Origin of the sequence: Rhizobium sp. FY34, from assembly GCF_005222845.1 — a bacterium.
GTDB lineage: Bacteria > Pseudomonadota > Alphaproteobacteria > Rhizobiales > Rhizobiaceae > Neorhizobium.
Genome location: NZ_STFZ01000012.1, coordinates 13,694 through 36,467 on the forward strand (window position 1 = coordinate 13,694; position 22,774 = coordinate 36,467).

The window sequence follows — 22,774 nt, forward strand, 5'->3', positions numbered from 1 at the left end:
GGATGGTACAGGTCTTTGCCGATCTTGAGCCGGCTACCTATCAGCCGCATGCGCTGCATGCGGCGACGCGGATCTGGCCGGAAACCAATTGCTATGTCGATCTGTGGATCGAGGTACTGAAAAGCCATGGCGTGGAGCCCGTCTCCATGCTGGGCTTCACGCTGACTCAGGATTTCGAGGGCGACCAGTTCACCTTCTTCAAGGTGCCGCTGGAGGATCTGGAAAGCCTCTATGGCATCCAGGTGACCGAACTGGCGATCTTCGATGCGGTGGAAAGCCATCTGGCAACGCAAATCGCGCGCGGGCGTCTCTGCCTTGTCGAAATGGACAGTTTCTACATGCCAGACACGCGCGGCGTGGCCTATGCACTCGAGCACGGCAAGACCACGGTGGCGATCAACCGGCTGGACATGGAGCAGCGGGAACTCGACTATTTCCACAATGGCGGGTTCTTCCACCTGTCCGGCGATGATTTCGACGGGCTGTTCCAGAAAAACGCTGGCCCCGGCGCCCTACCTTTCCTGCCCTATACGGAATTTGCCAAGTTCCCGGCAAAACCAGCGAGCACCGAACACCAGCGGCAAACTGCGCAAGCGCTGCTGTTGCGCCATTTTGCACGACGCCCGGCGGAAAATCCCATCCGCACCTTTGCGACCGTGTTTCCAACGCAAGCGCAAAAGCTGGCCGAGCGCGACTTCTCCTTCTTCCACAAGTTCGCCTTCAACACGCTGCGGCAAGTGGGCGCGAATTTCGAGCTTCTGTCGGCACATCTGGATTGGCTGGGCGAAGGCCGAGATTTCACAACGGCGTCCAGTGAGGCGCTGAAGATTGCCGAATCGGCCAAGAGCGTACAGTTCCAGCTGGCCCGCGCGCTGACGCGCAAGAAATTCGAGGCACTGGAAACCGCGCTTGATCCGGCAGCGCTTGCCTGGGACCAGTTGATGACAAGTCTTGCAGGCGAGTTGCAAGATCTTCGCGAGGCGGCGTGACGGGCGTGATCTCAAGCATCGGCGCAGAGGTTCTGCGCCTGGAGACCGGCTGGACGGTGGTGACAACCACGCCCGGCCTCTTCGCCGTGGCAAGCGATCTCCCCGAGACGCTGGAGGCCTTGCCGGCTCCGGTCCCCGGAACGCTGGCCGGCGCGCTGGAACGGGCGGGACGCTTCGACCGCACGAGCCCCACCTCACTCGAGAACCTCGATGCCTGGTACAGGTTGAACCTGTCTGAACCGGCAGGACCTGCCGTGCTGCGTTTCGAGGGCCTCGCCACCATCTCCGAGGTGTTTCTCAACGGACAAAAAATACTGGACAGCGACAGCATGTTCGAGAGCCATGATGTGCCGGTGGTGCTGACGGGCCGGGATGCGCTGGCAATCTGTTTTCGGGCGATGGGCCCGTATCTGGAACGCAAGGGCGCGCGCGCGCGCTGGCGCCCGCGGATGATGCGAACCCAGGGCCTTCGTCTTTTACGCACCACGGCGCTGGGTTTCATGCCCGGCTGGTGCCCGGATGTGGTGGCAGTCGGTCCGTTCCGACCGATCTTGTTAATCCGGCCTGCGCGTATCGCCCTCTTCGACCTCTTGCTGTCCAGCCGTCTCGATACCGAGGGCACTGGCCATCTGTCGCTGCGGTTTGGCTGCGATGCGCAGATCGAGGGGGCCACGCTTTCCTGCGCCGGTGCTGATATGCCCGTGAAACGGCAGGAGGACGGGCTTTACATCGCAGAGCTTGCCATTCCGGGAGTTGAACCCTGGTGGCCGGCAAGCCATGGCAAGCCCATTCTGCATGACGTGACGCTGACGATCGCCGGCGTTTCGCATCATCTGGGCCGCACCGGCTTTCGCCGCATCGCAATCGACCGCGGCACGGACGGGCGTGACTTTGCGCTTGTGGTCAATGGCGAGACAATCTTCTGCCGCGGCGCCGTGTGGACCAGCGCCGACATTGTCGATCTGCCATGCAAGCGGGCCGCCTATGAGCCGTTTTTACGGCTGGCGGCTGAGGCCGGCATGAACATGATCCGCATTGGCGGCACCATGGCCTATGAGACGACAGACTTCCTCCATCTCTGCGACGAATTGGGGCTGATGGTCTGGCAGGACATGATGCTGGCCAATTTTGATTATCCGGCAGGCGATGAATCACTGATGATTCACGTGAAAACAGAGTTAACGCAGTGTCTGGCACGCCATTCGGCATCGCCATCGCTGGCGATACTCTGCGGCGGAAGCGAAATGCACCAGCAGGGCGCCATGCTCGGTCTGCCCGAGCGCATCTGGAAAACGACGCTGACCACCGAGATTCTACCCAAGCTCTGTGCTGATCTCATGCCGCACCTGCCTTACGTGGAAAATTCGCCAAGCGGCGGCGCGCAGCCCTTCTTTGTCAACGAGGGGGTGGGACATTACTATGGCGTTGGCGCCTATATGCGGCCCTTGGAGGACGCACGGCGTGCCAATCTGCGCTTTGCGGCCGAATGCCTCGCCTTCTCGCAGGTTCCGGATGCCGCCATGCTGGACCAGCATCTGCCGGTGTCGCCGGTGCATGATCCGCGCTGGAAGGACCGCGTGCCGCGCGATCTGGGCGCCAGCTGGGATTTCGAGGATGTCCGCGAGCACTATCTCGGCCTGCTCTTTGGTGTCGATCCGGCGCGCCTGCGGCGCGAGGACGCGGAGCGCTACCTCACGCTTTCACGTGCCGCGACGGCAGAAGTGATGGAGGCAAGCTTTGCCGAATGGCGAAGGCCCGGCGCCAGCTGCAATGGCGCGCTGGTCTGGACGCTGCAGGATCTTCTGCCCGGTGCGGGTTGGGGCGTAGTCGATTCGGACGCCAACCCGAAATCCGCATGGCATGCGCTGAAGCGCGCCTTCCGGCCGATCCAGATCCTGCTGTCCGACGAGGGTACCAATGGGCTGGATGTGCATGTTCTCAACGAAACGCCACACCGGCAGGAGCTTGTCGTCGAGCTTGCCTGCCTGCGCCACGGCCAGCAGACTGTCGTGTCCGGCAGGCGTGAACTGACGCTGGAGCCGCGCCGCACGGCAAGCCTTGCCGCAACAGATCTGTTTGGCGCCTTCTTCGACACGACCTATGCCTATCGCTTTGGTCCGCCCGCGCATGACGTGAGTGTAGCACGCCTGAAAGACAGGCAAACCCAGGAGATCCTGGCGGAGGCCTTTCATTTCCCGCAGGGGCACAGCGCGGCATTTCACGATGCGACGCTGGAACTGGTGCTGCAGCGCAAGGATGAGGGCGCCTGGGCGCTCTCCATCACGACAGACCGGCTGGCGCAGAGCGTAAACATCGCCTGCGATGGATATCGGGCCAAAGAAAATGGCTTTCATCTGGCGCCCGGCGCCGCAAAAAGCGTCATCTTGTCGCCATTGGACGGCACCGACCTTACCACACTGGCCTCAGGGTCGGTCACCAGTCTCGGCGGGCGGCAGATCAGCGCATTCTGAGCGCCGCGCCTTCGACCGTGATACCTCGCCATTTGCGCCACAAGCATCATCCGAATCATCGAAAACTATGGACGTGCGCCCACATCGCGCTACTCTTGCGACAAATACTCCTTGCGCGGAGACACAAATGGACGACGCCCAGCCGCACCATGAGACTGAGCAGGAGACCGAACTTTTCAAGGCGGATCACCCGCAGGGTCCGCCCGAATGGCAGGCCGCTTGGCCGGATCCGGCAGCATTTCTGGAGGCGTATTATGGCCTTTCCGGGGAAATCGGGGTGTTGCAAAAGAATCCGCCCTCGTTTCTGCTGAAGCAGGCGGAATTGACCTGCCGACTGGATTTCACGCGAGACCCAGTCGAAGCGGAACGGTTTCACGCTGAAGCGGCGATCCTCCTGCATTTACGCCTGGCAAGCGGGCAGGTCGATGTTCCAGAGCCGCTTGCCGCTGCCGATGGCACATGGGTGGTGGAGCCGGATGGCACCGACGTGGAACTGCCGCTTTCAGCGCGGCTGCTGACCTTGCCGCAGGCGGAACCATCCACCAAAAGCCTCAGGCCATCATCAGACGCTTCTGCGCGTATCGGTACATATCTCGCGCATCTCATCCGCGATCTTGAAGCCGCGCAGCCTGGCGAAAGCGATGACGACATGCCTCTGCTGCGCGCGACAAGCGATCTGCGCCAGGCGGGACCGGCGATCGTCAAGCTGCTCCGCGATGTGAGCGACGCCGATATCCGCGATCCGATTGCCAAGGTAATGGTCTCGGCGCTTCGCCGCGTTCAGCCGCTTGGCCCGCATCTGCGAACGCAATTGATACACCATCATCCGATCGGGATCGATCTACTCGGTCAAATCGTGGATGGTAATTGGCAGCCAAGCGGATTTGTCGACCCCTCTCCGCTTGGCCAAGGCTGGGTGGTGGCATTGCTTGCCGCAAGCTGCGCCGAGCTGGTCGGCATGGGCACCGACGGCGCCCTCGACATTCTTCCCGCCGTAATGGCCTTCCATGCCCATTATCCGCTGCTTGCCGAAGAGGTGAAGGCGCTCTGGCCGCTGACCGTCGTGCGGATCGGCCTTTTACGCTCCACAGCCGAGCGGCAAGCTGCCCATGGGACGGCGACGGCTGCCGTGGACAGCGTACTGGAAGAGGCCCGCAGGCGTTTCGATGTGGCAAGCTCCGTGCATCCGGCAGTGATGGAAGCAGCACTGTTCGATGCACTTGGCTGGCCGCTGCCCGAGACGCCGGAGTTGGAACTGCTGCTGCCGGAGATCGACGCTACGCAGATCCGCCTGGTGGACCTATCGGTCGAAAGCCCGCTGTTTGTCGCCGGCAATTTCGAAGATCCGGACATTGATTGGCGGCTTCTCGCCCGCGCCGCCTGGGAGACCCAGATGGGGGCCACCCGGTTTGGTGAATTTCGCCTGTCACGCAGCCTGCAGCAGGACCGTGCCGAAAATCAAAATTTTGCCCTGCATGTGGATTTCTGCCTGCCGGCGGGTGCACAGGTGCATGCGCCCATCGGCGGCATGCTGAAACAGCTGGACGGCAGGCTTGTGCTGTCCGGCAAGGAAGCGACCCTGCAACTTGAGGGGCTGGATTGCATATTGGCGGATGAAACCGCGCTTTTTGCCGGCGACCGCATGGGTATCGTCGCTGGACGGGAAGGCTCGGTCGGCGGCTTGCGCATCCGGCTTTGCCGAGAGCCTGACCTGACGCCGCCGCTGTTTGCCACCGAACGCATGGCCGGCGCCTGGAAAAGGCTGGCGCTGTCGCCCTCCCTCATTCTCGGCACCAACCTTGATGCACCGGCAAGCCGTGCCGCCTCCCCCGTTCGCGGCTGGCGCGATCGCCTCTATGATAGCCACGGTCGCTGCTTCGTCGATCTGTCGGGGGCCGCCGGTCTTCTGGGCTATGGACATCCGGTCATGGCAGAGGCGGCCTATAGCCAGTGGCTGCTTTTGAACGGGCTTGCCGGCACCAAGGCGCAGGCTGATTTCCGCACGGCGCTTCTGGCGCATATGCCCAAGCGTTTCGATCGGGTACTTGCCTTGAGCGACGGAATGCAGGCGATGGAATTTGCCCATGAGCTTGCGCGCGCGCATTCAGGCGATGACAAGCCGCTTCGCATTGCCGACGAGCGCCGCACCGGCTTCGGCCGGCTGGGCGACGTGTTCTGGCAGTTCGAACGCGACGAAGACATGCCGGACATTATCGTAACAGGCTCGCCAGTGCCGGGTGAGGCGCTTGCCGCCGTGATTGTTTCGAGCGACCGCCTGCCACCGGCTCTGCTTGAAACGCTGCCGGCACCAACCGCCGGCGCCGTCGCCTGCCGCATCGGAACCGCCGTGCTGGAGACGCTGGACGATGAACCTTTGCGAGAACAGGCGCGGGAGGTGGGCGAAGCACTTCATCACCACTTGCAAAGCCTGCTCAAGGATCGCCCGGCGCTCGCCGCCATCGAAGGCGAGGGGCTTGCCATCGACCTGGTGCTGGAGGGAATGGAACCGATGGAGCTTGCCCGCACCGTTGCCGGCCACGGCGTTCTCCTGCATGCGACCGGAGGCGACCGCGTGGCGCTGACGGCGCCGCTTTGCCTGTCCATAACCGCCGTAGACCGGCTGGTGCGGGCGCTTGACCTTGCGCTTCCGTTGGCTCATCCTTCGGTTGCGCAGCCTGAAGCGCCGCAGCAAGAGGCCTCAGAGACCTCACTGCCCGACAGCAGCGACCATCCTATATAAGCGAAATTGAACCTAGGCGTCAATGCGAACAGGTTTTCACGAAACCGCCCCAGTCTTGTCATCAAACAGAAAAAAATTCTAGGTAAACAGGTTTCCAGTTGAAGATATCTGCCGACTCGCATATGTTCCACCATGACGGTTGACGTGGCGTAGGCAACTTTGACCGGAAGAGCGCAACACCATGAAGGAGAGTGACATGTCGAAACTAGTCCGCATTGCTGCCCTTCACGGTGTGGCGCATCATGTGAAATGCACGGGCTCACGCTCCCTCCCGTGCTGTCGAATGTGACGCTTCACCTTCCAAGGTTTTGAAAAGTCGAATTCGTCTTGCTGCTTCGCGCAGCCACAGCAGGAGTATGGCCATGCAAAAGCAGGTTATCGAATATGGCGGCGAGCCCGTAGGCATCGTCGTACCCGATCAGGACCGGTTGCGGTTCATCGCGGTCAAGTTTCACGTGATCGATCTGGACGACCAGCGTTTCGCCTCGGCGGACGAGGTGCGTCTGGCCATTCGCAATCACGTGCGCGCTCAGCAGGCACAGGCCTTGACAGCATCTGCCCCAATCCGCGCCGCAGTGGCCTGACAGCCCGACGCGACATGACACGACCGCCCTGCCGCAAAACGGCATGGGCGGAGTTTTTCGTTAAAATTATCAATGCCTTAGAAATCAGAACGCCGTGAAGGTAAGCGTTGTCAGCGACCGCTCAATCCCGGCAATGGCGGCGATCTTCTCATTGACGAATTTGCCAATCTCCTCGCCCTCCGGGAGATAGATCTTCAAGAGCAGATCCCAGTCGCCACTGGTCGAATAGAGTTCGGAGACGAGTTCGGTTTTATAGATTGCGTCCGCCACCTCATAGGTCTTGCCCGGCGCGCACCGCAACTGGACGAAAATCGGCTTCATGGCATGTTCCCGTTGCTTGGATCGCGGTCCATCAACCGCATGTGACACCCGACTATTGGCCGATGGCGCGGTTCGGCGCAAGCCGGTCGCGGTCGATCTCCGCCAGGATCCAATTCCGAAATGCCATAAGCGGCGGATAGGATCCGCGATCCGGCGGGAAGGCCAGGTGATACTGACCAGTCGCCATAGCGCGGTCCCCGATTGCCGGAACCAGAAGGCCAAGCTCCAGTTCGCGGGCAATCAGGAAGCGCGGCAGAAGCGCCACGCCAAGACCGGCTGAGGCTGCCTCGACCATGGTCATGAACTGATCAAACAGCATGCCATGCAGGGCATCAAAGCCCACATTCTGCGCGGCAAACCAGCTTTCCCAGGCATCCGGCCGTGTATTGAGATGGAGAAGTGGCATCTCCAGCACATCGCCAGGCCCCCGCACCGGATGGCGTTCGAGGCATACCGGGCTGCAGGCGGGAATAACCTCCTCGTCCATCAATAGGGTCAGCGCCGCTCCCGGCCAGCGCGGCTCTCCAAAATGAATGGCAGCATCCAGCGTATCGAAGCGGAAATCGAAGGGTTCGAGCCGCGTGATGAGATTGACGACGATGCCCGGATGGCTTTCCAGAAAACGCGGCAGGCGCGGGGTAAGCCAGCGCATGCCGAAAAACGGCAGGATGGCGAGGTTCAGCGTGCCGCCCGACGGATTGGCGCGCAGATTGAGCGAGGCGCTGGAGATACGCCGCAGCGCCTCGCGCACTTCGCGGGCATAGGTATCACCGGCAATCGTCAGCCGGATCGTCTGGCGCTCGCGCAAGAAAAGCGCCACCCCGAGCTGCTTTTCCAGTGCAGAAATCTGCCGGCTGACGGCCGATTGAGTGAGCCCCAGTTCATTGGCGGCGGCCGTGACGCTGCCGGTGCGGGCGGCGGCTTCAAATGCAGACAACAGCGAAAAGGACGGCAGGAAGCGCCGGGGCGGCAGCATGGATCATTCCTTCCCAGAATGAACTATTGAGAAGAATTCGATATCCACTGCCGCAACCCGCCTGTAAAGATGGACGCCTTAAGCTTGCGGAACAATGGCCATGCTCGACGATCCACGCTCCCACGGTCTTTGGCAAAAGACGGCGCCATCCGCGCCGGAAACCTCTGCGCTTCTTGGCGACAGGATGGCGGATGTGGTTGTGATCGGTGGCGGCTATACCGGCCTCTCCGCTGCCCTGCATCTGGCCGAAGCCGGCCGCTCTGTGGTGGTGCTCGAGGCCAGGGAGATCGGCTTTGGTGGCGCCGGTCGCAATGTCGGCCTCATCAATGCCGGCATGTGGGTGATGCCCGACGACCTGCCGGGGGAACTGGGCGCGGTGCATGGCGAACGCCTGCTTGACCTTCTCGGCAACGGGCCGCAGGTGGTGATGGCGCTGATCGAGCGCCACGCGATCGCTTGCGAACTCACCCGAACCGGAACGCTGCATTGCGCGGTGGGTGACAAGGGTCTTGCAGAAATCGAGGAACGCGCCCGCCAGTGGCAGAAGCGCGGCGCGCCTGTCGAGGTTCTGGACGCTGCGCAAACCGAGCGGCGGATCGGCACAGGCGCCTATCGCGGAGCCCTTCTGGACCATCGGGCCGGCACGCTGCAGCCGCTTGCCTATGTGCGCGGGCTTGCTCATGCCGCCGTCAAGACCGGCGCCACGATCCACACATCGACGCCTGCCATCGCCTGGCAGCAAAGACAGGGCCGGCATGTGATTTCAACCGGTGCCGGCAGCGTAACCTCTGACTGGGTCGTCGTTGCAACCGATGCCTATTCGACCGGCCCCTTTTCGGCCGTGCGTCGCGAACAGGTCCGCCTTCCCTATTTCAATCTGGCAACCACGCCGCTTTCCGACAATCTGCGCCGATCCATCCTGCCTGAACGCGAAGGCTGCTGGGATACCAAGGAAATCCTGTCCTCCTTCCGCATGGATGCCAGGGGGCGGCTGGTATTCGGGTCCGTCGGCGCGCTTCGTGGCACCGGTACCGACATTCATCGGGCCTGGGCGAAACGAGCCCTGCGCAAACTCTTTCCGCAATTGCCGGAGATCGAGTTCGAGGCCGAATGGTATGGCCAGATCGGCATGACCGACAATGCGCTGCCGCGTTTCCATAAATTCGCCGATCGCGTCCTCGGGTTTTCCGGCTATAACGGGCGCGGAATTTCACCCGGCACCGTCTTCGGCAAAGTACTGGCACAGCATATCCTCGGCGAGATGCCGGAAGAGGAGCTTCCGCTACCCCTGACAGTTCCGGCAGAGCCTGCCCTGCGGGTGCTGAAGGAAGCCTATTATGAGACAGGCGCGCAGATCGCCCATCTGGCCGGCGACCGGTTCTGACGAACCCGCCGGGACATCAACACAAGAAAGACGAGAAGAACCACGATGAGCCTTGCCACCTTGAACCTTGCCGCCGAAGCGGATGCCATCCTTTCTAAGCTCGGCGTGGAAAAATCCGCCTATCAGGGTGGAACGCTCGCCGTCCGCTCCCCCATCAGCGGGCTGGAGATTGGCAAGCTGCCGGAAATCTCGGCTGCCGGCACCACGACGGCACTGGATGCAGCCCACGAGGCCTTTCTCGAATGGCGACAGGTGCCAGCGCCCAAGCGCGGCGAACTGATCCGCCTACTGGGTGAAGAACTGCGCGCCGCAAAGGCTGATCTCGGCCGTCTCGTCTCGATCGAGGTGGGCAAGATCACATCCGAGGGTCTCGGCGAAGTGCAGGAGATGATCGACATCTGCGATTTCGCCGTCGGTCTTTCCCGCCAGCTCTATGGCCTGACCATCGCCACCGAACGCGCCGACCACCGCATGATGGAAACCTGGCATCCGCTCGGCGTCACCGGCATCATCTCGGCCTTCAACTTCCCCGTGGCCGTCTGGGCCTGGAATGCAGCTCTGGCTATGGTCTGCGGCAATTCCACCGTCTGGAAGCCATCGGAAAAGACACCGATGACGGCGCTTGCTACGCAGGCAATCTTCGAAAAGGCACTGGCCCGCTTCGTCGCCGAAGGCGGCAAGGCGCCCGCCAATCTCTCGACGCTTCTGATTGGCGGCCGCGAGATCGGCGAAGTTCTGGTCGATCACGCCAAGGTGCCACTCGTCTCCGCGACCGGCTCGACCGTGATGGGGCGTGCCGTCGGCCCGCGGCTTGCCAAGCGCTTTGCCCGAGCCATCCTGGAACTGGGCGGTAACAATGCCGCCATCGTTGCGCCCACCGCCGATCTTGATCTGACGCTGCGTGGCGTTGCCTTTGCCGCCATGGGCACGGCTGGCCAGCGCTGCACATCGCTTCGCCGCCTCTTCGTGCATGACAGCGTCTATGACAGTCTCGTGCCGCGCCTGCAAAAAGCCTATCAGTCGGTCACCATCGGCAATCCCATGGTGGATGGCAATCTCGTCGGCCCGCTGATCGACAAGGCCGCCTTCGACAAGATGCAGGCATCGCTGGAGGCGGCAAAGGCTGAAGGCGGCAGCGTGACCGGGGGCGAACGCGTGCATGCCGATGCCGCCGCAGACGCCTATTATGTACGCCCGGCCATTGTCGAAATGCCGTCGCAATGCGGCCCGGTCATCGAGGAAACCTTCGCACCGATCCTCTATGTGATGAAATATTCAGATTTCAGCGAGGTTCTGGCCCTGCACAATGGCGTGCCGCAAGGGCTTTCCTCATCGATCTTCACCAATGACATGCGCGAGGCTGAAACCTTCATCTCGGCCATCGGCTCCGATTGCGGCATTGCCAATGTCAATATCGGCCCGTCAGGGGCTGAAATTGGTGGTGCCTTCGGCGGCGAAAAGGAAACCGGCGGCGGCCGCGAATCCGGCTCCGATTCCTGGAAGGCCTATATGCGCCGCGCCACCAACACGCTGAACTATGGCCGCACCCTGCCCTTAGCACAGGGCGTGAAGTTCGACATCGCATGATGTGAAAGTGAGGGGCAGTGGCAAGGCTGCTGCCCCTCTCACAAACTATTCGCCTTTCCGCATGCTTTTTGACTCACACCTTGCACCAAGCTAGATTGTGTCTCGAAGAATGACGGAGTGCGCTCGATGGCAGACAGCGACAAGACGCAGCTTTCCTTCAATATATCTGCAAAGATGGCGACCAATCTGGAGAGCGCTTCGCGTGTGCTTGGACAAAATCCGGATTGGATTGTCCAGCAGGCGCTGGAACTCTATCTGCAAACCCATGGCAACGACATTTTTCAGGATGCCCAAGGTCTCGATGAACTTGACCGGGGTGAAAGCATCGATCTGGATATGGTGCTTGAAAAGGCCCAGCTCATCGTCGATGCCGCAGAAACGCGCCGCCGTCGGGCGGGATAATGCCAACCGTTCGCCTTTCCAGATCTGCTGAACGCTGGTTTCTGGCAAAGATTGCCGAACTGGCGCAGCTTGATCCGCAGGCGGCACGACGTCTCATCAAGAGACTGGAGCGGCAGAAGGCACTTCTCGCTTCCTTTCCATCCATGACGGAACAGGGTTTGATTGCCGGAACCCGCAAGGTCAGCATGCCACCCTTGGTACTGACGATCCGTCAAAAGGACGGCGTGATCGAAATTGCCGCCATTCGCGATGGACGTCAGAAGGACGCGCTGGCTCCGACCGAGCTGCAATTCTCGCAAACCACCGACGACGATGAGCCGGCTGACGATCGATAGGCAAGACACATTGCCAGACAAGCGCACGCAGGACAGGGCCATGACGAACCGATAGTCTCCCATGCGCGAATCACAACTGCTGCAAGGACACCCCCATGACTGCCATGCTCAACCTGTTGACCGATATCGAAGGCCTGAGCCTTGGTCATGCCACGGATCTCAAGCTGGGTTCCGGCGTCACTGTCGTGGTGTTCGATGAACCGGCAACCGCCTCCGGTATTGTGCTGGGCGGGGCACCGGGCGGACGCGACACGGCTCTGCTTGATCCGGCAATGAGCGTCGAAAAGGTCGATGCGCTGGTGCTCTCGGGTGGTTCCGCCTTCGGACTGGATGCCGGCGGTGGCGTACAGGCCGGGCTTCGCGAGATCGGGCGTGGCCTGCAGGTGGGCTCGACCCGCGTTCCGATCGTGCCGCAAGCGATCCTGATGGACCTTTTGAACGGCGCTAATAAGGATTGGGGCCTGCATTCTCCGTATCGGGACCTCGGCTATGAGGCTTTCAAGGCAGCGGCCAAAGGCCCATTTGCGCTTGGAAGCGTCGGTGCCGGCACCGGCGCCACCACAGCCACCTTCAAGGGCGGACTGGGCTCGGCAAGTGCCATTTCCTCCAAGGGTCACCGCATTGCAGCGCTTGTTGCCGTCAACGCACTGGGTACGGCGACCATTGGCGACAGCGCGCATTTCTGGGCCGCCCCTTTCGAACGGGAGGGAGAGTTTGGCGGCCTCGGCCTGCCGGCGCAATTTTCCAACAGCGATCTATCCTTGCGCCTGAAGGGCATGAACCTTACGGCCACCACGATCGGCATGGTCGTGACGGATGCCATACTCACCAAGGCGCAGGCGCATCGGCTGTCAATCATGGCCCATGACGGACTGGCGCGCGCCATTCTTCCCGCCCATCTGCCAGCCGATGGCGATACGGTGTTTGCTGCCGCGACGGGAAAGATGGCACTCGATAACCCGGCGGATTTCATGGAGCTTTGCCATCTGGCCACGCTGACCTTTGCGCGTGCCGTGGCGCGCGGCGTCTATGAGGCGACGGCTTTGCCGGTCCCCGGCGCGCAAATGGCCTGGCGCGACCGTTTCGCCTGAAGGCGAAAAGCCGCCGATATGCTTTTCAGGCCGGCTGCACCGCGTGGCGTCCAAGCCGTGCCAGCGCGACAAACAGAGCGCCAGCCACAAGCCCCAGCACAACCAGTGACCAGAGCACCACATCCGCGCCACTTGTTTCCAAGAGGAAGGCAAGGCCGAATGGGGAAATTGCCGATGCGACAAGCCTGACCAGCGTCATCTGCCCCTGGCGTGCGCCGTAGCCTTCGCTGCCAAACAGAACAAGCGGCAATGTGCCAAAGACAATGCTTGCGAGCCCCGAACCGAAGCCGAAAACTGTGGCAAACAGCAGGGCGCCGGGTATGGCCGGATAGCTGACCGACAGAATGAAAATAGCCGAAGGCGCCAGAAGCGCGGTCAAGACGGCAAGATGCAGTGGCTTGAGGTTCTGGCCGAAGATCATATTCGTGAAGCGGCTGAGCACCTGGGCAGGGCCGAACACGGTTGCCACCAGAACAGCGGTCTGGCCAAGACCAAGCCCCGTCAGCACCGGCACCAGATGAAACAGAAGCGCCGAATTGACGAAGGACAGCAACCCCATGCCGGCCAGCATCAGCCGGAAGCCGCTATCACGCACAGAAGCGGGAAGAATTCCGACCACCGGCTCTCCGCGACCGAGAGCGGCGGTATTGCGGGTTCCAACCTTGCCCTGAATGCCGAGCCAGCCATGCAGCGGCAGGCAGAGGAGAAGATTAAGCGCGGCAAAGACGAGATAGACCTCGCGCCAATCCATTTGCCCATGCAGAAAAGTGGTAATGGGCCAGAATATGGTCGAGGCAAAGCCTGCAATCAGCGTCAGGTATGTGATGCTGCGCGAGGCCTCGCGCGGTCTGATCTGCACCAGAAGCGAAAAGGCCGCACCATATTGCACAAGATTGGCCGCAAGCTCGACGCACAGGATGCCCGCCACGAAAACTGCCGGATTGGGAGCAACTGCACAGACGACCAATGAAAGGGCGGCGGCCAGGGAACCAAGTGCCATGACACGACCGGCACCGAAGCGATCCATCCAGCGCCCGGCAAGCGGAGCCGCCAGACCAGACAGAAAAAGCGAGGCCGAGAGGAGGCCGAAGACCCACTCGACAGGCCAGTTAAATTCCAGCGCCATATCCGGCGCCAGAATGCTGAAACTGTAATAGAGCGTGCCATAGCCAATGATCTGCGTGGCGCCGAGCGAAACGATGGCAGAAACCGGCAGGCGTTCACTCATATCGACGTCAGCTTCACACGTTGCTCGAGCTTTTCGGCATCTTCCTTCCGCTCGCTATAGCGATCGGTCAAGTGGTTCGATGCATCGCGGGTCAGGATGGTGAATTTCACCAATTCCTCGCAGACATCGACCACACGATCATAATAGGAGGAAGGCTTCATGCGACCCTTCTCGTCGAATTCCTGAAAGGCCTTGGCGACCGAGGACTGGTTGGGAATGGTGATCATCCGCATCCAGCGCCCGAGAATGCGCATCTGGTTCAGGGCGTTGAAAGATTGCGAGCCGCCGGAGACCTGGCAGAGACCGAGCGTCTTGCCCTGTGTTGGGCGGATGGAGCCGACCGACAATGGAATCCAGTCGATCTGCGCCTTCATGATGCCGGTCATGGCGCCGTGGCGCTCGGGGCTCACCCAAAGCTGGCCTTCCGACCATTGGACGAGATCGCGCAATTCCTGCACCTTCGGGTGGCTGACCGGCTCTGCATCCGGAAGCGGCAGGCCGGTCGGATCAAAGACGCGCACCTCGCAGCCGAAATGCGTCAGAATCCGGCCCACCTCCTCGGCCAGAAGCCGGCTATAGGAGATGGTGCGCAGCGAGCCGTAAAGGATCAGAATGCGCGGCTTATGCGTGGAAAAGGCAGGCCGCAACGCTTCAAGATCCGGCAGCCGCAGGTGATCGGTGGCTACGGCCGGCAGATCGGTCAGAATGTCAGCCAATGCGCTTGCCCCCGGCATCGAGAACCTGTTCGCCATCTTCCTTGGCAAAGGCACCCTTGTGGGTATCGGGTAGAATTTCCAGCACCACTTCCGAGGGGCGCGACAGGCGCGTGCCAAGCGGGGTGACGACGAAAGGCCGGTTGATGAGGATCGGATGCGCCAGCATCGCATCCAGCAACTGTTCCTCACCGAGTGACGGATTGTCGAGGCCAAGCTCGCCATAGGGCGTGCCCTTCTCGCGGATAGCCTCGCGTACGGAAAGCCCGGCATCGGCAATCATGCGGGCCAGCACGTCGCGGGCGGGCGGCGTGTCGAGATACTCGATCACGGTCGGCTCGATGCCGGCATTGCGGATCATGGCGAGCGTGTTGCGCGAAGTGCCGCATTCAGGATTATGATAGATGGTCACATCCATGAGGTCAGGTCCTTTCAAGGGCGGCGGCCTGCACGGATGCGCCGCGTTCATACCAGGGCTTACTGCGATTGACGATCCAGACGACGGACAGCATGACCGGCACTTCGATCAACACGCCCACGACAGTCGCAAGCGCTGCCCCGGACTGGAAGCCAAAGAGGCTAATGGCAGCGGCAACCGCAAGCTCGAAGAAATTGGAGGCGCCGATGAGGGCGGAGGGACCAGCAACGCAATGCGCTTCGCCGGTGGCGCGGTTAAGCAGATAGGCCAGGCCGGAATTGAGATAGACCTGGATCAGGATCGGCACGGCAAGGAGCGCTATCACCAGGGGCTGGGCAATGATCTGTTCTCCCTGAAAGCCGAAGAGCAGCACGAGCGTGGCAAGAAGTGCCACCAAGGACAGCGGCTGCAGCACCTTCAAAAGCGCATCGAGACGTGCCGGAGAGCCTTGAGACAACAGGTACCGGCGCAGAATCTGTGCTGCAATCACCGGCAGCACGATATAGAGCACGACCGACAGGATCAGCGTGTCCCATGGCACGGTAATTGCGGACAGCCCCAGAAGAAGCCCGACGATGGGCGCAAATGCGATGACCATGATGGCATCGTTCAATGCCACCTGCGACAGCGTGAAGTGCGGCTCGCCTTTGGTCAGGTTGGACCAGACAAACACCATGGCCGTGCAGGGGGCCGCCGCCAGAATGATGAGACCGGCAATATAGCTGTCGATCTGGGCGGCCGGCAGAAGCGGGCGAAACAGCCAGCCAATGAACAGCCAGCCGAGGAGCGCCATGGAAAAGGGTTTGACAGCCCAGTTGATGAAGAGAGTGACGCCAATGCCGCGCCAGTGGCGGCCAACCTGCCCCAAGGCGGCAAAATCGATCTTGATCAGCATGGGGATGACCAACAGCCAGATCAGGACCGCGACCGGCAGATTGACCTTGGCCAGTTCCACTGCGGCAACCGCATGGAAGAAACCGGGAAGGACATAGCCGAGGGCAACGCCGACAAGGATGCACAGAAACACCCAGAGGGTCAGGTAACGTTCGAACATCGACATGGCCAGTCACCTCGGGGTTGGATTGGATGAGCCTTCACTCTGGCCACTAGCGGACAGCGGCCAGCGACAGACACGGTCAGTCATTGCAAGCTCTCCTTGGCGGATGGAACGCAGCAGGCGGCAGCAAGGGCCGTGGCGGGTTCGCAGATTTCCGGACGCCCGGCGCAGCAATCCTCCATCAGGAAGCGAATGAGGCCGGACAATTGGTCATAGGCGGCTGCGTAGATGATGGAGCGGGATTCCCGTTCGGCAGTCACAAGACCTGCCCGCTCCAACTCTTTCAGGTGAAAGGAGATATTGGAGGGAGAGACGCCCGCCGCCTCCGCAATGGCGCCGGCGGCCATGCCTGTCGGTCCCGCCACAACCAGCATGCGAATGATGCTGAGCCGGGTATCCTGCGACAGCGCACCAAACATTGCGACAGCCTGTTTCTCGTCCATATTTCTATATTCCTTGAAATATTGAAGAGGCGAATAAAACAAAACCCTGTCACAGACAAGAGGCGCTCGTCGATCTTTGGCCGGTTAACCATGCCCATAAACTATCATTAACAAATGATTAACCGGACACTTTGCAGTGCACACTTCTCTGATAAGCTGTCGGCAATCAGGCAGTGAGGTATCGATGATGGCAGATGTGTCGGAACAGGAACGGCTGGCTCACACGACAATGAAGCCGGACCAGCCCTTGCACGGTGATGAGCGGGGCGCCGTGGCGCGTATCGCCGACGCGAAGCTCCAGACAATGCCGCTGCCTCTCGAGCTGAGATTTGCAACGACACATTATGACAATCTGGATGTGCGGGTGGATCCGGCTTTGCGCACACTCTGGTACTACATGGACCCGGTCGAGGCGCCGAGCTACACCCCCGGCCTGTTGGCCGATCTCAGCCGCCTGCGCGGCCATATCCAGTCCCTGTTTGGACGGGACGAGGGCGAGCAGCCACTGCTTTACCTGGTGAACGGCTCCAAGGTGCCGGGCATTTTCAACCTCGGCGGCGATCTGGGCTACTTCGGCCAGCACATCCGCGAGAAGGACCGCGAGGGCCTGCGCCGCTATGCGCTCGATTGCGTCGATCTGGTCTACTCCTCCTCGATGAGTCTTGATCTTCCCATCGTCCTCATCTCGCTGGTGCGCGGCGATGCGCTTGGCGGTGGTTTCGAAGCGGCCATGGCATCGGATATGATCATTGCCGAACGCAGCGCCAAATTCGGCCTGCCGGAAATCCTGTTCAATCTGTTTCCCGGCATGGGCGCCTACAGCTTCCTGTCGCGGCGGCTGGACCCGACGCGGGCAACGAAGATGATCATGGGCGGCCAGATCTATACCGCCGATGCGCTCTTCGAAATGGGCCTGGTCGATTTGGTGGTCGAGGATGGCCAGGGTGAAGCGGCAGTGCGCGAATTCATTGCCCGCCATACGCGCAAGCACATGATCTACCGGACGTTGCGGGAGGTGAAGCGCCGCGTCAACCCGCTCACGCACCAGGAACTGATCGACGTGGTGGATCTCTGGGTGGAGGCTGCCATGCAGTTGGAAGATGCCGACTTGCGCAAGATCGATCGGCTGCGGATGGCGCAGACCAAGCGGCTGGAGGTTGCCCGCACACAAATGCGCGAGAAGGCTAGCTGATACCAGGTATCAGGATGCGCGGCGCTGAGCGACTTCCACGCGGAACCGCTGGAATTCGTCGCGCAGATGATGCAGATGCCGTTCGCCTTCGCTGGCAAGCTCGGGATCATTGATTTCCCGCCATTCCAGGCACATCTGGTAGATCCGGGCGGCACCGACATTGGCAGCAGCGCTGCGCAGCGCATGCGCCGAATTGCGGAACCCGTGGATATTCTCCTCGGCAACGGCGTCCGCCAGCGTGCTGAGTGCGGTGATGGATTCCTCGACAAACTGGTTGAGCAAGGTCTCGACAAACTCTGCCCCGCCCAGCTTTTCAAGGGCATTGAAGGTCACCGGATCGATGACCGGATGGTCCTTTGCCAGCTCCTCCTCGATCTGCGAGGGCGACATCACGGGCTTGCGCTCCGCCGGTCGTGACGCAATGGTTGCGGCGATCACCTCGACAAGATGGCGCGGCTCGATGGGCTTTGTCAGGCATTCCACCATGCCTGCATCCAGGCAGCGCTGGCGCGCATCTTCCGTCGCATCAGCCGTCACGCCAATAATCGGAATGAGCGCGGTGCCGAGACCGGCAAAACGATAGAACTTCGTCGCTTCGATGCCGTTCATCACCGGCATATTGACGTCCATCAGCACCAGATCAAGATCGCCCTTCATCATGCGCTCGACAGCGTCTTCGCCATTCCCAACAAATTCGTGGTGGTGGCCGGCCATTTCCAGCACCTTGCCCAGCACCATCTGGTTCGTCTTGTTATCGTCGGCAATCAGGATCCGAAGGCTATCGCCAGCCTCGGCCGGGGTGATTCGGTTTTCGGCAACGCCGTCCTCCAGGCGCAGAAGCGCCGAGACATTGGCAAGATCTGCGGCCTCTGCACCGCCAATGGTGCAGAAGAACAGGTCTCGCAGGCTGGAACTGTAGCGCAGGAGATCATGGTCCGGGCTGAACAGGGCCAACACCGGCTCATCGCTGAGACCACGGGACCGCAAAAGCGTGACGCCGATCTCACGGGGCGACAGTCCCGGAATAGCCGCATCGATGACGACGAGTGGCCGGCAGCCGGTTTCGACATTCAAGGTCCTGGCGCACCGAATGGCCTCCTGAATCGATGGCGCAGGCAGGGCGAGGCGGCGCAATTCTGCAGGCAGAATGGCCACATCGCCCATGAATACAAAGGGCGGCAGGCTCGCCTCGGTACAGACCTCTTCCCCGAGGGCCTCAGTCGGCAGGTTGAAATAGAAGGTACTGCCGTCGCCCGGAGCGCTTCGAACGCCGATATCGCCGCCCATGACCCGCACCAACTGCTTGACAATGGCAAGCCCGAGGCCGGTGCCGCCGAAGCGGTCCATGATCGTGCCATCGGCCTGGGTAAAGCGATCGAAGATCAGCGCATGAGCGGATGTATCGATCCCGATGCCGGTATCGGCGACTTCGAAGCGCAGCACATCGCCGCTTTCGGTATGCTCGAAGGAGACGCCGATCCGCACATGCCCGGCCTCTGTGAATTTCACGGCATTGCTGGCCAGATTGAGCAGGATTTCTTCCAGATGGCGGCGGTCCGTGCTGACAAAGCGTGGGGTTCCGCTTTCCATATGCAGCGCAATGCGCAAGCCCTTGTGCAGGGCATTGACACCGATGATTGAACGCACATCGTTGAGGAGAAGCGGCAGATCGACTTTTTGCGCGACAACCTTTGTCTGCCCCGCCTCGATGCGTGACAGATCCAGCACCGCCTCGATCAGCGACAGAAGCGAGCGGCCCGAGCGTGCAATGGTGCGCACCATGTCATGGTGCTCCGGATGCAGGTTCTTTTGCGTCAGGATATCGCTAAGCGCAATAATGGCGTTGAGCGGTGTGCGCAGCTCATGGCTCATGCTGGCCAGAAACAGGCTTTTTGCCTGGCTTGCCTCCTCCGCCTCGCGCTTGGCCTGCGACAGCTTTCGGATCAGCTTGGCTGAATAGGCGGGAATGACGATGAGCGCGCCGACAAGGCCGAGCGCCACGGTGGGCTGCTGCTGCCAGTAGGGGGTCGTCTGGAAGACCACCCAGAAACCGCAGAGGGACGCGGCGGCGGCAACCGACAGATAGACAACGCCAAAGCGGAAACCATTGCCCAGCACGGCCCAGAGATAAACAAGAAAAAGGGCGGCACCGGCTTCGCCGCTGGCATGCAGACCATAGGAGAACATGCTCGTATCGGCTATGATACCGGCCAGCCGGCGCATCGGAGATACACCTGGACACATCAGGATATGGATAAAGAGGCCGGCCACGAATATTTCGAACAGGAAGACCGGAAGAAGTGCCACGCTGAGCGCTGAAGCGGCGGCTTCAGAACCCAGCAGCATCGAGACACTGAGATAGATGAGGATGGCCGAGGAAATCAGCAGACGGTTGAGTGTCAGCTCATGCTCGGTATCGGGCCGCTCGCGCAGGAGCGTGCGGATATCCTTGACGGAAGCCAATGGCGGACGCTTCCACAGACGGCTGAAAGCAAACGGCCGCAGCATGGTCATGCGCTCAGCTCGAGCTTGCGGCAGGAGTGCACCAAAGCAACAAACTGGTCTGCCGGCATCGGGCGTCCATAGAGGTAGCCCTGCATCACGTCGCAACCATCCACCTTCAGAAGATTGGCCTGTTCCTCCGTTTCCACGCCTTCGGCGACCACGGTCAGACCAAGACTGTGGCCAAGATTGGCAACCGTGCGCACAATCGTATGATCGCTCGGATCCTCGACCATATTACGCACGAAGGTCTGGTCAATCTTGATGCGATCAATGGGAAACTGCTTGATGTAATTCAGCGACGAATAGCCTGTGCCGAAATCATCGAGCGAGATGCCAACGCCGAGATCGGCGATCTGGCGCAGTTCGGACACAACGGAGGCGGTGTTCTCCATCACGATGTTTTCGGTAATTTCCAGATCGAGACAATTGGGATCGAGACCCGAGACATCCAGCGCATGCCTGACGAGCCCCGCAACGCTGATGCGGTGGAACTGCACGGGCGACAGGTTGACACCGATGCGCAGATGGCCAAGACCCATACGATGCCAATTTCTGGCCTCACGGCAGGCCTCATGCAGCACCCACTCATTGATCGGCACGATAAGCCCGTTTTCTTCCGCCCGCATGAGGAACTCACCCGGCGCCACCATTCCCCGCTCGGGATGGTTCCAGCGTAGCAGCGCCTCGGCACCGATGATCGAGCCCGTGATGGCAGAAATCTGCGGCTGATAGTGCAGGACAAACTGCTTCTGGTCGATTGCCATGCGCAACTTGCTGTCCAACACCGCATTGTTGCGAATGCGATCGGCCATATTCGTCTCGTAGAGACGGAACTGGTTGCCACCGGACTCCTTGGCCTGACGCACGGCGAGGTCAGCGTTCTTCGCCAGTTTAGACACATCCGTTCCATCGATCGGATAGAGCGTCGCCCCGACGCTTGCGCCGCAGGAGACATGCTTGCCAAGGTGGAAAAAGGGAAGCCCGACAGAGGCAATGATCTTTTCACCCAGTTCACCGGCCTCGATATGGTTGGGACCCAGTGCCTGTAGAATGCCGAATTCGTCCGCACCCACCCGCGCCACCATGTCGTCCGGCCCGACAAGCGCGACAAGCCGCGTTGCAACTTCGATCAGGAAAGCATCGCCAGCATCATGGCCCAGCAGTTCATTGATGCTCTTGAACTCATCGATATCGATGAAATGCAGTGCAAAGGAGCGATCACCGCGGCGGGCGCGGGCAAGCTCCCGGCGCAACCGGTCATAGAGAAAGCTCCGATTCGGCAGGTTGGTCAGCATGTCATGGCGGGCTGCATGCAGAAGATGCTCTTCCGCACGCTTGCGCTCCGTAATGTCAAGCGCGCTGGTCAGAACGCCAACAATCGCATCCGCACCATCGCGCAGCGGGCTTTTTGTCGTCAGCAGCACGCGCTTTTCGCCAAAGGTATTGGTGAGTTCCCGCTCGAAGCTTTTCAGCGCATGACCGGTGCGGATCACCTTGCGATCCAGTGTGCGATTGGGGCCGGCCAGATCCGCATCGACAAGCACCTCGCTCCCCTTGCCCACCAGATCGGCGGGATCAGAACCAAGAAAGGCACCGGTAAAGGCATTGGCAAACAGCACGCGGCCGAAATTGTCACTGGCGCTGATCATGGCCGGAAGCGTATCGATGACCTGGGCCAGGCGCTCGCTGGAATCACGAAGTGCTGCTTCCCGATGCTGCTCGCTGGTTTCCAGTTCGCGGGCCAGAACGGCGGCGCGGCTTTCCAGCAGAAGCTGCTGTTTGCGCATCTTCAGAAGATTGCGGGCCCGCACGACAAATTCCTGATGATCGACAGGGCTTTGCAGGAAATCCGTGGCACCGGCTTCCAGCGCCCGCATGCGGAAGCTGCGTTCTTCATAGACCGTGATGACGATGACCGGGATTTCGGAAAAGCCGGGAAGCGCACGCAAGGCACGAATGAACCCCTCGCCATCCATCACCGGCATCTTGTAGTCAGTCAGGATGAGGTCAGGGACAGCCCCCTGCTCGAAGGCCGCGAGTGCGCTTGACGGATCGGCAAACACACGAATGGAAGCGCCTTCCTCTACAGAGGAAGCGAGCCTCTCGAATATGCGTCTGTTTGTCTCCTGATCGTCAACGATCGCTATGAGCGGCATTCATGTTTCCGATATCATTTCGGCGATGACATTTGGCGCGGCACCAGCAGGCGCCCTTAAAACTTGAGCGGTAACCCGAGAAAAGCTCACTTAAATTAGCTGTTCAGGTCTTAACAATTCGCTACTTCTGTTCCGTAGCGAATCAAAACACGACATGTACTCGGTAGGCCTTGCGTTCAACT

At 60.8% G+C, this 22,774-nt stretch carries 19 protein-coding genes; 10 read left to right on the forward strand and 9 right to left on the reverse strand.

Annotated features, from left to right (window positions below):
* The first annotated feature begins 2 nt into the window (after positions 1–2).
* The 4 genes from E8M77_RS10010 to E8M77_RS10025 all read left to right on the forward strand — a co-directional run bounded on the left by E8M77_RS10010 (position 3) and on the right by E8M77_RS10025 (position 6,784).
* Positions 3–989, forward strand: coding sequence for a DUF1839 family protein (locus E8M77_RS10010; protein ID WP_137130499.1), 987 nt, complete (start codon positions 3–5; stop codon positions 987–989).
* A gap of 32 nt (positions 990–1,021) precedes the next feature.
* Positions 1,022–3,460 (forward strand): glycoside hydrolase family 2 protein, encoded by a 2,439-nt coding sequence (locus E8M77_RS10015; RefSeq protein ID WP_246659211.1) that lies wholly within the window; start codon positions 1,022–1,024, stop codon positions 3,458–3,460.
* Positions 3,461–3,587: 127 nt separating this feature from the next.
* Entirely contained in the window at positions 3,588–6,200 is a 2,613-nt protein-coding gene (locus tag E8M77_RS10020) for an aminotransferase class III-fold pyridoxal phosphate-dependent enzyme (protein ID WP_170975811.1), read from the forward strand.
* A gap of 362 nt (positions 6,201–6,562) precedes the next feature.
* A complete protein-coding gene (locus E8M77_RS10025) occupies positions 6,563–6,784 on the forward strand; it encodes a hypothetical protein (RefSeq protein WP_137130502.1) in 222 nt (73 codons plus the stop codon).
* An 84-nt stretch (positions 6,785–6,868) separates the two neighbouring features.
* Here the strand turns inward: E8M77_RS10025 and E8M77_RS10030 are convergent, their stop codons facing one another.
* Positions 6,869–7,105 carry an Lrp/AsnC ligand binding domain-containing protein gene (locus E8M77_RS10030; protein ID WP_137130503.1) on the reverse strand — a complete coding sequence of 79 codons (237 nt, stop codon included), beginning with the start codon at positions 7,103–7,105 and terminating at the stop codon, positions 6,869–6,871.
* Positions 7,106–7,157: 52 nt separating this feature from the next.
* On the reverse strand, positions 7,158–8,081 hold the full coding sequence (locus tag E8M77_RS10035; protein WP_137130504.1) for a LysR family transcriptional regulator: 924 nt from the start codon (positions 8,079–8,081) through the stop codon (positions 7,158–7,160).
* A 100-nt stretch (positions 8,082–8,181) separates the two neighbouring features.
* On the opposite strand from E8M77_RS10035, the gene E8M77_RS10040 reads away from it, so the two are divergent.
* The 5 genes from E8M77_RS10040 (at position 8,182) to E8M77_RS10060 (ending at position 12,880) form a co-directional block, all read left to right on the forward strand.
* Positions 8,182–9,465 (forward strand): FAD-binding oxidoreductase, encoded by a 1,284-nt coding sequence (locus E8M77_RS10040; RefSeq protein ID WP_137130505.1) that lies wholly within the window; start codon positions 8,182–8,184, stop codon positions 9,463–9,465.
* Positions 9,466–9,510: 45 nt separating this feature from the next.
* Complete coding sequence (locus E8M77_RS10045) at positions 9,511–11,052, forward strand: aldehyde dehydrogenase family protein (RefSeq protein ID WP_137130506.1); 1,542 nt, start codon at positions 9,511–9,513, stop codon at positions 11,050–11,052.
* 126 nt (positions 11,053–11,178) lie between these two features.
* Positions 11,179–11,454: a ribbon-helix-helix domain-containing protein gene (locus tag E8M77_RS10050; RefSeq protein WP_246659204.1), complete on the forward strand. Its 276-nt coding sequence runs from the start codon at positions 11,179–11,181 to the stop codon at positions 11,452–11,454.
* Entirely contained in the window at positions 11,454–11,789 is a 336-nt protein-coding gene (locus tag E8M77_RS10055) for a type II toxin-antitoxin system RelE/ParE family toxin (RefSeq protein WP_137130507.1), read from the forward strand. The genes E8M77_RS10050 and E8M77_RS10055 overlap by 1 nt, the downstream gene beginning before the upstream one ends.
* A 95-nt stretch (positions 11,790–11,884) precedes the next feature.
* Positions 11,885–12,880: a P1 family peptidase gene (locus E8M77_RS10060; protein ID WP_137130508.1), complete on the forward strand. Its 996-nt coding sequence runs from the start codon at positions 11,885–11,887 to the stop codon at positions 12,878–12,880.
* 25 nt (positions 12,881–12,905) lie between these two features.
* Here E8M77_RS10060 and arsK read toward each other — a convergent pair whose 3' ends face one another.
* From arsK to E8M77_RS10085, 5 genes are all read right to left on the reverse strand, one after another.
* The gene (gene arsK, locus E8M77_RS10065) at positions 12,906–14,108 is read right to left on the reverse strand and encodes an arsenite efflux MFS transporter ArsK (RefSeq protein WP_137130509.1); all 1,203 of its coding nucleotides are present in this window, start codon (positions 14,106–14,108) and stop codon (positions 12,906–12,908) included.
* Positions 14,105–14,842: an arsenical resistance protein ArsH gene (gene arsH / locus E8M77_RS10070; RefSeq protein ID WP_170975819.1), complete on the reverse strand. Its 738-nt coding sequence runs from the start codon at positions 14,840–14,842 to the stop codon at positions 14,105–14,107. The genes arsK and arsH overlap by 4 nt, the downstream gene beginning before the upstream one ends.
* Positions 14,817–15,239 carry an arsenate reductase (glutaredoxin) gene (gene arsC, locus E8M77_RS10075; protein ID WP_137130510.1) on the reverse strand — a complete coding sequence of 141 codons (423 nt, stop codon included), beginning with the start codon at positions 15,237–15,239 and terminating at the stop codon, positions 14,817–14,819. The genes arsH and arsC overlap by 26 nt, the downstream gene beginning before the upstream one ends.
* A 4-nt stretch (positions 15,240–15,243) precedes the next feature.
* Positions 15,244–16,299 carry an ACR3 family arsenite efflux transporter gene (gene arsB / locus E8M77_RS10080; protein ID WP_137130511.1) on the reverse strand — a complete coding sequence of 352 codons (1,056 nt, stop codon included), beginning with the start codon at positions 16,297–16,299 and terminating at the stop codon, positions 15,244–15,246.
* Positions 16,300–16,379: 80 nt separating this feature from the next.
* Positions 16,380–16,739 (reverse strand): helix-turn-helix transcriptional regulator, encoded by a 360-nt coding sequence (locus E8M77_RS10085; protein ID WP_137130512.1) that lies wholly within the window; start codon positions 16,737–16,739, stop codon positions 16,380–16,382.
* A gap of 187 nt (positions 16,740–16,926) precedes the next feature.
* Here E8M77_RS10085 and E8M77_RS10090 point away from each other — a divergent pair, with 187 nt between their 5' ends.
* The gene (locus E8M77_RS10090; RefSeq protein ID WP_170975812.1) at positions 16,927–17,931 is read left to right on the forward strand and encodes a crotonase/enoyl-CoA hydratase family protein; all 1,005 of its coding nucleotides are present in this window, start codon (positions 16,927–16,929) and stop codon (positions 17,929–17,931) included.
* Positions 17,932–17,940: 9 nt separating this feature from the next.
* On the opposite strand, the gene E8M77_RS10095 is transcribed toward E8M77_RS10090, so the two are convergent.
* Positions 17,941–20,445 carry an ATP-binding protein gene (locus tag E8M77_RS10095; RefSeq protein WP_137130514.1) on the reverse strand — a complete coding sequence of 835 codons (2,505 nt, stop codon included), beginning with the start codon at positions 20,443–20,445 and terminating at the stop codon, positions 17,941–17,943.
* The gene (locus E8M77_RS10100; protein ID WP_137130515.1) at positions 20,442–22,592 is read right to left on the reverse strand and encodes an EAL domain-containing protein; all 2,151 of its coding nucleotides are present in this window, start codon (positions 22,590–22,592) and stop codon (positions 20,442–20,444) included. Before E8M77_RS10100 ends, E8M77_RS10095 begins: the two co-directional genes overlap by 4 nt.
* Positions 22,593–22,774: the final 182 nt, after the last annotated feature.

Bases quoted from the DNA above. Each gene is read 5' to 3' on its own strand.
- E8M77_RS10010 (WP_137130499.1), top strand. From the start codon at position 3: ATGGTACAGGTCTTTGCCGATCTTGAGCCGGCTACCTATCAGCCGCAT.
- E8M77_RS10020 (WP_170975811.1), top strand. From the start codon at position 3,588: ATGGACGACGCCCAGCCGCACCATGAGACTGAGCAGGAGACCGAACTT.
- E8M77_RS10025 (WP_137130502.1), top strand. From the start codon at position 6,563: ATGCAAAAGCAGGTTATCGAATATGGCGGCGAGCCCGTAGGCATCGTC.
- E8M77_RS10030 (WP_137130503.1), bottom strand. From the start codon at position 7,105: ATGAAGCCGATTTTCGTCCAGTTGCGGTGCGCGCCGGGCAAGACCTAT.
- E8M77_RS10035 (WP_137130504.1), bottom strand. From the start codon at position 8,081: ATGCTGCCGCCCCGGCGCTTCCTGCCGTCCTTTTCGCTGTTGTCTGCA.
- E8M77_RS10040 (WP_137130505.1), top strand. From the start codon at position 8,182: ATGCTCGACGATCCACGCTCCCACGGTCTTTGGCAAAAGACGGCGCCA.
- E8M77_RS10045 (WP_137130506.1), top strand. From the start codon at position 9,511: ATGAGCCTTGCCACCTTGAACCTTGCCGCCGAAGCGGATGCCATCCTT.
- E8M77_RS10050 (WP_246659204.1), top strand. From the start codon at position 11,179: ATGGCAGACAGCGACAAGACGCAGCTTTCCTTCAATATATCTGCAAAG.
- E8M77_RS10055 (WP_137130507.1), top strand. From the start codon at position 11,454: ATGCCAACCGTTCGCCTTTCCAGATCTGCTGAACGCTGGTTTCTGGCA.
- E8M77_RS10060 (WP_137130508.1), top strand. From the start codon at position 11,885: ATGACTGCCATGCTCAACCTGTTGACCGATATCGAAGGCCTGAGCCTT.
- arsK (WP_137130509.1), bottom strand. From the start codon at position 14,108: ATGAGTGAACGCCTGCCGGTTTCTGCCATCGTTTCGCTCGGCGCCACG.
- arsH (WP_170975819.1), bottom strand. From the start codon at position 14,842: ATGCCGGGGGCAAGCGCATTGGCTGACATTCTGACCGATCTGCCGGCC.
- arsC (WP_137130510.1), bottom strand. From the start codon at position 15,239: ATGGATGTGACCATCTATCATAATCCTGAATGCGGCACTTCGCGCAAC.
- arsB (WP_137130511.1), bottom strand. From the start codon at position 16,299: ATGTCGATGTTCGAACGTTACCTGACCCTCTGGGTGTTTCTGTGCATC.
- E8M77_RS10085 (WP_137130512.1), bottom strand. From the start codon at position 16,739: ATGGACGAGAAACAGGCTGTCGCAATGTTTGGTGCGCTGTCGCAGGAT.
- E8M77_RS10090 (WP_170975812.1), top strand. From the start codon at position 16,927: ATGGCAGATGTGTCGGAACAGGAACGGCTGGCTCACACGACAATGAAG.
- E8M77_RS10095 (WP_137130514.1), bottom strand. From the start codon at position 20,445: ATGACCATGCTGCGGCCGTTTGCTTTCAGCCGTCTGTGGAAGCGTCCG.
- E8M77_RS10100 (WP_137130515.1), bottom strand. From the start codon at position 22,592: ATGCCGCTCATAGCGATCGTTGACGATCAGGAGACAAACAGACGCATA.